This is a genomic window from Geminicoccus flavidas (assembly GCF_009806515.1).
Lineage (GTDB): Bacteria > Pseudomonadota > Alphaproteobacteria > Geminicoccales > Geminicoccaceae > Geminicoccus > Geminicoccus flavidus.
In genome coordinates this window covers 1-822 of sequence record NZ_WUJP01001098.1, presented here as the reverse complement: position 1 = coordinate 822, position 822 = coordinate 1, and the positions used below count along the sequence as shown (strand labels likewise).

General features: G+C 67.6%; 2 protein-coding genes. Both read left to right on the top strand.

Features of this window, described 5'->3' with window-relative positions; genetic code table 11:
• On the top strand, positions 1-298 hold a 298-nt coding region (locus EQG76_RS30995), incomplete at its 5' end, for a hypothetical protein (protein WP_159719068.1).
• A gap of 16 nt (positions 299-314) precedes the next feature.
• The coding region (locus EQG76_RS30990) for a calcium-binding protein (protein ID WP_321573539.1) at positions 315-822 on the top strand (508 nt) is incomplete at its 3' end.

The following is an 822-nucleotide window of genomic DNA, read 5'->3' as shown; positions in this document are numbered from 1 at the left end:
CGCCATGCAGCTGCAGAAGAACCCGCACCGCTACTTCAACCTCTACCGGAAGAGATCGGACGGCACCTACGACACCAGCCAGGGCCGGGCGCTGATGCCGGACGGCTCGCGCCGGCCGGAGATCAAGATTCCCCAGGTCTGGGCCTGTCATCCGCACTCCGTGCCCACCATCAGCGAGGATGACGCCAACAATTCCGGCCGCTACTACAACGCTTCTGGAAAGCTCTACCACGACAACATGGCCTGGTTCGAGTTCAACGACCACATGCTGCCGGTCAGCCTGATGCCGGTAGCGTGACCATAGGGAGAGCAAGATGGCGATCATCCTAGGCACGCTCGGCGACGACCTGCTCGACGGCACGGACGGGGACGACATCATCCTGGCCAGAGCCGGCAACGACACGGTGCATGGCCAAGGCGGCAGCGACGTCATCGGCCTGGATAGCGGCAACGACATCGCCTTCGGCGAGGCCGGCGACGACACGATCATGGGCGGCGATGGCAACGACCAGCTGGACGGCGGCGAGGGCGACGACAGCCTGAGCGGCGGCGCCGGGGACGACCGGCTGGTGGGCGGTGCCGGCAACGACCGGCTGCAGGGCCATGGCGGCGACGACGACCTGCGGGGCGGCCTGGGCGACGACCACATGGTGGGCGGCGACGGCGACGACTACCTGGACGGCGGCGGGGGCGCCAACATCCTCTATGGCGGAGCGGGCAACGACACCATCGCCGTCTACAGCCGGGACCAGGTGTCGGCTGGCGACGGCGACGACCTGATCGAGATCGGCGGCTTTGACAGCCTGGACGCCAGCATCTCCC